The sequence below is a fragment of the Mycobacterium sp. genome (genome assembly GCF_035603715.1).
Classification (GTDB): Bacteria; Actinomycetota; Actinomycetes; order Mycobacteriales; family Mycobacteriaceae; genus Mycobacterium.
The window spans coordinates 1-6,589 of record NZ_DATNJW010000269.1; the positions used below are offsets into that span (position 1 = coordinate 1).

Below are 6,589 nucleotides of genomic sequence, written 5' to 3' on the forward strand. Positions count from 1 at the left end.
CGCCCGCACGCGGTTTTCCGCAAGTTCGGGCTGTGCAGGATCTGCCTGCGCGAGATGGCGCACGCGGGTGAACTGCCCGGCGTGCAGAAGAGCAGCTGGTAATCCGGCTAACCACGAGACAGTTTTGCAACCACCAGACCAACTCAGAGAACAGGTGCGCAGCAGGCCCGGACTGGGAACCACTGCGAGGAAGGCGACACCGCTGTCATGACGATGACGGATCCGATCGCAGACTTTTTGACACGTCTGCGCAACGCCAATTCGGCGTACCACGACGAGGTGACGCTGCCGCATTCGAAGATCAAGGCCAACATCGCCGAGATCCTCAAGCGGGAGGGTTACATCAACGACTACCGGACCGAAGATGCGCGCGTCGGTAAGGCGCTGACCGTTCAGCTCAAGTACGGGCCGAGCCGGGAACGCAGCATCGCCGGCCTGCGCCGGGTGTCCAAGCCCGGGTTGCGGGTGTACGCGAAGTCGACCGGCCTGCCGCGCGTGCTCGGCGGTTTGGGCGTGGCGATCATCTCGACCTCCTCAGGGCTGCTCACTGACCGTCAGGCCGCCAGACAGGGCGTGGGCGGCGAAGTCCTCGCGTACGTGTGGTGAGGGGGGACTGACATGTCGCGTATTGGTAAGCAGCCGATCCAGATTCCATCCGGGGTCGAGGTTTCCATCGATGGCCAGCAGGTCTCGGTGAAGGGGCCCAAGGGCAGCCTGGATTTGCAGGTCGCCGAGCCGATCACCGTGGCGCGCAACGAGGATGGCGCCATTGTGGTCACCCGTCCGGACGACGAGCGGCACAACCGCTCGCTGCACGGGCTGTCGCGCACCCTGGTGTCCAACCTGGTGACCGGTGTGACGGAGGGCTACACCATCAAGATGGAGATCTTCGGGGTCGGCTATCGCGTGCAGGCCAAGGGCAGCAACCTCGAGTTCGCCCTGGGTTACAGCCACCCGGTGCTGATCACCGCGCCCGAGGGCGTGACGTTCGCGGTCGAGACACCCACCAAGTTCTCGATCACGGGTATCGACAAGCAGAAGGTCGGCCAGATCGCGGCCAACATCCGCCGTCTACGCAAGAGCGACCCTTACAAAGGCAAGGGCATTCGCTACGAAGGCGAGCAGATCCGCCGCAAGGTCGGAAAGACAGGTAAGTAGTCATGGCGCAATCACAAGCTGGTAGCACCGCGCAAAAGCCGGCAGGGCAGAGCGTTTCCGCCGTTCGGCGCAAGCAGCGGCTGCGTCGCCACGCGCGGCTGCGGAAAAAGATCGCGGGCACCGCGGAGCGTCCGCGCCTGGTGGTGCACCGCTCGTCGCGGCACATCCACGTGCAGTTGGTCAACGACCTCACCGGCACGACGCTGGCCGCCGCCTCGTCGATCGAGGCGGACGTGCGCGGCGTGGACGGCGACAAGAAGGCCCACAGTGTGCGAGTCGGTCAGCTGATCGCTGAGCGGGCCAAGGCTGCCGGCGTCGACGCGGTGGTGTTCGACCGTGGCGGCTACACCTACGGCGGGCGGATCGCGGCACTGGCCGACGCTGCCCGCGAAGGTGGGTTGAAATTCTGATGGCAAGCAACAATCTTGGGGAATCAAACCTGAGCGGAAGGACCGCATAATGGCGGAGCAACCGGCTGGAACGGCCGGCCAGACAGCCGGCCCCGCGGAGGGACGCGACTCTCGTTCCGATGGCCGCGACTCACGCGACTCACGCGACAACCGGGGCCGCCGCGATGGCGGTGGCCGTGGCGGTCGCGACCGCGATGGCGACAAGAGCAACTACCTGGAACGGGTCGTCACGATCAACCGAGTCTCCAAGGTGGTCAAGGGTGGTCGGCGATTCAGCTTCACCGCGCTGGTCATCGTCGGCGACGGCAACGGGATGGTCGGTGTCGGCTACGGCAAGGCCAAGGAAGTTCCGGCTGCGATCGCCAAGGGCGTCGAGGAAGCTCGCAAGGGTTTCTTCCGCGTTCCGATGATCGGTGGGACCATCGTCCACCCGGTACAGGGCGAAGCCGCTGCAGGCGTTGTGCTGCTGCGTCCGGCCAGCCCCGGTACCGGTGTGATCGCCGGTGGTGCGGTTCGTGCGGTTCTGGAATGTGCCGGCGTACGCGACATTCTGTCCAAATCGCTGGGCAGTGACAACGCGATCAACGTCGTGCATGCGACGGTTGCCGCGCTCAAGCTGCTGCAGCGGCCCGAAGAGGTGGCTGCCCGACGTGGACTGTCGCTGGAGGACGTTGCCCCGGCCGGCATGCTGCGCGCCCGCCGCGAAAGTGAGGCGCTGGCAGCCAGTGCCAGCACCGCTCGTGAAGGATCGGCGTAATTATGGCCGCAGGCAAAGCAACACAACCGACACAGCTGAAGATCACCCAGGTCCGCGGCATCATCGGCGCTCGCTGGAGACAGCGGGAAAGCCTTCGCACACTGGGACTTCGGCGGATTCGCCACTCGGTTATCCGCGACGACAACCCGCAGACCCGGGGGCTGATCGCGACCGTCCGTCACCTCGTCGAGGTCGAGCCGGCTGAGGGAGGTAGCACCACATGACGATCAAACTGCACGACCTGCGTCCCGCACCGGGATCGAAAACCAAGCGCACCCGCGTCGGTCGCGGTGAGGGCTCCAAGGGTAAGACCGCCGGTCGCGGTACCAAGGGCACCAAGGCCCGCAAGAACGTGCCGTCCACCTTCGAGGGTGGGCAGATGCCGATTCACATGCGGCTGCCCAAGCTGAAGGGGTTCCGTAACCGCTTCCGCACCGAATACGAGGTCGTCAACGTCGGCGACCTCAATCGTCTCTTCCCCGAGGGCGGTTCGGTCGGACTCGACGAGCTGGTGGCCAAGGGAGCGGTTCGCAAGAACACGCTCGTCAAGGTCCTCGGTGACGGGAAGCTGGCCGTCAAGGTCAACGTCACCGCTCACAAGTTCAGCGGCAGCGCGCGGGAGAAGATCACCGCGGCGGGTGGCTCGGCCACCGAGCTGTAAAGCTTGCTACTTCTGCGGTCGTGCGCCCAGCACGTCGCGGAACAGGGCTTGCCGTAGCGGCAGTTCGCGCGGATCGCTCCACAGGTGGAAGCCCAACCGGTTCATCACGTAGGCGAACCCGACCCCGGTGTCGGGGTCGGCGAACCCGAATGATCCGCCGAGCCCCGGTGTGCCGAAGGCTCTGTCGGACGATCCAAAGTTGAAGTGCGGCACCGGTTTGCAGTAGCCCAGCGAGAACAGTGAATCGACGTGCAGAACCTTGTCGCGTATCCCGCCGGTCGGCGTCACCGCTGACTTGGTCAGCGCGTCGAGAGTGTCTGCGGTCAAACCGAGTTCGCGTCCGCCGGTAGCCGCGCAGCCGTACGCCTTGGCGACTGCGCGCGCGGTGCCGATCCCATTGGCCGCGGGTATCTCGACGGTGCGGATGTCTTCGCGGTTGTAGTCGCGCATCGCGTCGACATCGTTGGGCAGGTTGACGGTTCGGCCGGACAGGCTGCGCGGATTCAGCAGCGCCAGCGTGAGTCGGGGCGGCATCGCGTTCAGATGCAGCAGCGCCTCGGCTCGCGGCCACCCGTGCAGGTGCGCGACACGATCCCGGTCCACCGATGCCGGCAGCCCGATGTAGAGGTCCAGGCCGAGCGGGGCGGCGACCTCGTCGGCGAAGAACTGACCCAGCGTCCGACCGGCAGGGTCGGTGTGCCGGATCAGTTCGGACTCATACCAGCCGAGGGTCAGCGCGTGGTATCCGTGCCGGCTGCCCGGCGGCCACGCCGGCGCTTGTGCCGCCAGCGCCGCCGACAGAGTCTCCTGGTTGGTGAGATCGGCCAGCAGCAGCGGCGCGTCGAGTGCGGACAGCCCGGCTTGATGAGACAGCAACTGCCGCACGGTCACCTCGGCTTTGCCGGCTTGCGCGAACGCCGGCCAGTAGTCGGCAACCTTGGCGTCGTAGCTGATCAGACCGCGCGACGCCGCGACGCTAACCGCCAGGGACGCAATGCCTTTCGTCGTCGAGAACATGTTGACCATGGTGTCGTGCTGCCACGGGGTTTTGGTGAAGCCGTTGCGATAACCGCCCCACATGTCGACGACTTTGACTCCGTCGCGATACACCGCGACCGCGGCGCCGATATCGCGGTGTGCTGCGAAGTTGGCCCGAAATGCGTCGGCGACCTTGCCATAGCCCTCATCGGCATCGCCCTCGACCAGGTCTGGCGAGACCGCTACTTTGCGACTCATTGAGTGGTTATACCGCGATGTGCCCGCCTACGAGCGAAAACTCGGCGGCCGGCGGTGGATCCGCTCGGCGGCGGGTGCGCTGTGCGGTTACCGGTGTGACTCAGCTCAGTTGCGGAATCACTTCTGCGGCAAGGCGTTCCATCTGCTCGCGGTCCTCGGCGACGTCGCGGCCGACCGGATTGAGCAGGATGGTCTGGGCGCCCGCGTCGATGACTTCGCGCAGACCGCCGACAACGTCGTCGACGCTGCCGGACACCGGGACGTCCTCGATGCCGGGCATCCCGCCGTAGATCCGATGCAGTCCGTCGAGCGCGCGTCGGCGCGCCTTGGCCGGGTCGTCGTCGATCATCAGATAGACCCGCTTGCCGATCGGGAAATGTGCGGGATCCTTGCCCTGCTCGGCAAGTTCGCGCCGTACGATCGGCACCGCCTCGGCGAACTTCGCGGTGGTCGACGAACCCGCACCGAGGAACGCGTCGCCGTGCCGCACCGCGCGGGCCAGCGCCTTGGGGGCCTGCCCGCCGAACCAGATCGGGGGATGCGGCCGCTGCACGGGTTTCGGCTGGATCGGCAGATCATCGACCTGGCGGAACCGGCCGTCGAACGTCACCCGCGGCTCGTCGGACCAGGCCGCCTTCATCAGCTGCAGGCCCTCGGTGAAACTACTGATGAACGTGGCGCCGTCCACCCCGAAGGCAGCGAACCTGCGGCGGGCACCGCCCGGTGCCACACCGACATCCAGCCTGCCGTGGCTGAGCCGATCGACCGCGGTTATCGCCGACGCGAGCTGCAGTGGATCGTGCAACGACGAGACCAGGACGGCCACGCCGAGCCGCAACCGTTCGGTGCAGCCGGCAGCCCAGGCGAGCAGCTCGAGCGGCGCAAGCAGCCGCGCCTCGCCGATGATCTGTTCGAGCACCCAGCCGCCTTCGAACCCGAGTTCTTCGGCCCGCTTCAGGTAATCGCGCAAGCCCGCCGAGTCGAAGCCGGTCTCGTCATACTGATGAATCGAGATGGAGAACCGCACCCCATCACCGTACGAGCCGGACCATCGCGGGTCATCGGTAGGCTCGTCATATGTTTTCATTCCTGCCCGACCCGCCGGGTCTCGACGACGTACGTGCCTTGGCTCGCCGGGTGGATACCGCCCGCCACCACGGTGTTCCCAACGGCTGTGTGCTCGAACTCGACCTGCGGGTTCCGCCGCCCGAAGCCAGCAGCCTGGATCCGCTGACGATCATCACCGGCGGCGGCCGTCCGCTGGCGCTGCGGGAGGCGGTGTCCGCGCTGCACCGGGCGGCTGAGGATCGCCGCATCGCCGGCCTGATCGCCCGCGTCGAGCTCCCCGCCGCCGCGGCCGGGCCGGTTCAGGAGCTACGGGAAGCCGTCGCAGCATTCACCGCGGTCAAGCCGTCGCTGGCCTGGGCCGAGACCTATCCCGGAACGCTGTCGTACTACTTGGCGTCGGCGTTCGGCGAGGTGTGGATGCAGCCGGCGGGCGCCGTCGGGCTGATCGGCTTCGCCACCAACGCTCTGTTCCTGCGCGACGCATTGGACAAGGCCGGTATCGAGGCGCAGTTCGTCGCGCGCGGTGAATACAAGTCGGCGATAAACCTTTTCACGCAGGCCCGCTACACCGACGCTCATCGGGAAGCCGACACCCGGCTGCTGGAGAGTTTGCGGGCTCAGGTGTGGCAGGCGATCGCCGCCTCGCGCAACGTCGGTCAGGACGCCCTCGACGAGCTGGCCGATCATGCGCCGCTGCTGCGCGACGTCGCGGTCGAATCAGGTCTGATCGATCGCGTCGGCTTCCGCGACGAAGCGTATGCGCGGGTCGCGGAACTGGTTGGTGCCAAGGGCATTTCGCCGGAGTCCGGTGACGCCGACGGTGACGACGGCCCGCCGCGGCTGTATCTGAGCCGCTACGCGCGGGCCACCGGCCCCGGCGGACCGGCTCGTCCGTCGATACCCGGGCGCGGGCCCAAGTCGACGATCGCCGTCGTCACCGTCGCCGGCGCGATCGTCAGCGGCCGTGGCGGTTCGCGATTGCCGTTCGGCTCGTCCAACGCCGGCGCTGACACCATTGCCGCCGGGCTTCGTCAAGCGGCGCACGATGATTCGGTGTCGGCGATCGTGCTGCGGGTTGACTCGCCGGGCGGTTCGGTCAGCGCGTCGGAAACCATCTGGCGGGAGGTGAAGAAGGCCCGCGAGCGCGGCAAGCCGGTAGTGGCGTCGATGGGTGCGGTCGCCGCCTCCGGCGGCTACTACGTCTCGATGGGCGCTGACGCGATCGTGGCCAACCCCGGCACCATCACGGGTTCGATCGGTGTGCTGACGGGCAAGTTGATCGCCCGGGACCTCAAAGAC

At 66.9% G+C, this 6,589-nt stretch carries 9 protein-coding genes and 1 pseudogene; 8 read left to right on the plus strand and 2 right to left on the minus strand.

Annotated elements, in window-relative coordinates; all coding sequences use genetic code 11:
• The 7 genes and pseudogenes from rpsN to rplO form a co-directional block, all read left to right on the plus strand.
• Window positions 1-102: pseudogene (rpsN, locus tag VN856_RS11400) on the plus strand (30S ribosomal protein S14); the annotation flags it as partial.
• Between the two features lie 105 nt (window positions 103-207).
• Window positions 208-606, plus strand: a complete 399-nt coding sequence (gene rpsH, locus VN856_RS11405) for a 30S ribosomal protein S8 (RefSeq protein ID WP_325689018.1) — start codon at window positions 208-210, stop codon at window positions 604-606.
• Between the two features lie 12 nt (window positions 607-618).
• Window positions 619-1,158, plus strand: coding sequence for a 50S ribosomal protein L6 (gene rplF, locus VN856_RS11410; protein WP_325689020.1), 540 nt, complete (start codon window positions 619-621; stop codon window positions 1,156-1,158).
• 2 nt (window positions 1,159-1,160) lie between these two features.
• Window positions 1,161-1,568 (plus strand): 50S ribosomal protein L18, encoded by a 408-nt coding sequence (rplR, locus tag VN856_RS11415; RefSeq protein ID WP_325689022.1) that lies wholly within the window; start codon window positions 1,161-1,163, stop codon window positions 1,566-1,568.
• A 49-nt stretch (window positions 1,569-1,617) separates the two neighbouring features.
• The gene (gene rpsE, locus VN856_RS11420) at window positions 1,618-2,325 is read left to right on the plus strand and encodes a 30S ribosomal protein S5 (protein ID WP_325689024.1); all 708 of its coding nucleotides are present in this window, start codon (window positions 1,618-1,620) and stop codon (window positions 2,323-2,325) included.
• A 2-nt stretch (window positions 2,326-2,327) separates the two neighbouring features.
• Window positions 2,328-2,549 carry a 50S ribosomal protein L30 gene (gene rpmD, locus VN856_RS11425; protein ID WP_325689026.1) on the plus strand — a complete coding sequence of 74 codons (222 nt, stop codon included), beginning with the start codon at window positions 2,328-2,330 and terminating at the stop codon, window positions 2,547-2,549.
• Window positions 2,546-2,986 (plus strand): 50S ribosomal protein L15, encoded by a 441-nt coding sequence (gene rplO, locus VN856_RS11430; protein ID WP_325689028.1) that lies wholly within the window; start codon window positions 2,546-2,548, stop codon window positions 2,984-2,986. Before rpmD ends, rplO begins: the two co-directional genes overlap by 4 nt.
• A 6-nt stretch (window positions 2,987-2,992) precedes the next feature.
• Here the strand turns inward: rplO and VN856_RS11435 are convergent, their stop codons facing one another.
• Window positions 2,993-4,222: a serine hydrolase domain-containing protein gene (locus tag VN856_RS11435; protein WP_325689030.1), complete on the minus strand. Its 1,230-nt coding sequence runs from the start codon at window positions 4,220-4,222 to the stop codon at window positions 2,993-2,995.
• A 100-nt stretch (window positions 4,223-4,322) separates the two neighbouring features.
• A complete protein-coding gene (locus VN856_RS11440; protein WP_325689033.1) occupies window positions 4,323-5,249 on the minus strand; it encodes an LLM class flavin-dependent oxidoreductase in 927 nt (308 codons plus the stop codon).
• Between the two features lie 50 nt (window positions 5,250-5,299).
• On the opposite strand from VN856_RS11440, the gene VN856_RS11445 reads away from it, so the two are divergent.
• Window positions 5,300-6,589 (plus strand): S49 family peptidase (locus VN856_RS11445; protein WP_325689035.1); only part of this gene is annotated, 1,290 nt, incomplete at its 3' end.

Excerpts from the sequence above, each read along its gene's own strand:
- rplO (WP_325689028.1), top strand. The coding sequence starts at position 2,546 with ATGACGATCAAACTGCACGACCTGCGTCCCGCACCGGGATCGAAAACC.
- rpmD (WP_325689026.1), top strand. The coding sequence starts at position 2,328 with ATGGCCGCAGGCAAAGCAACACAACCGACACAGCTGAAGATCACCCAG.
- rpsE (WP_325689024.1), top strand. The coding sequence starts at position 1,618 with ATGGCGGAGCAACCGGCTGGAACGGCCGGCCAGACAGCCGGCCCCGCG.
- rpsH (WP_325689018.1), top strand. The coding sequence starts at position 208 with ATGACGATGACGGATCCGATCGCAGACTTTTTGACACGTCTGCGCAAC.
- rplF (WP_325689020.1), top strand. The coding sequence starts at position 619 with ATGTCGCGTATTGGTAAGCAGCCGATCCAGATTCCATCCGGGGTCGAG.
- rplR (WP_325689022.1), top strand. The coding sequence starts at position 1,161 with ATGGCGCAATCACAAGCTGGTAGCACCGCGCAAAAGCCGGCAGGGCAG.
- VN856_RS11435 (WP_325689030.1), bottom strand. The coding sequence starts at position 4,222 with ATGAGTCGCAAAGTAGCGGTCTCGCCAGACCTGGTCGAGGGCGATGCC.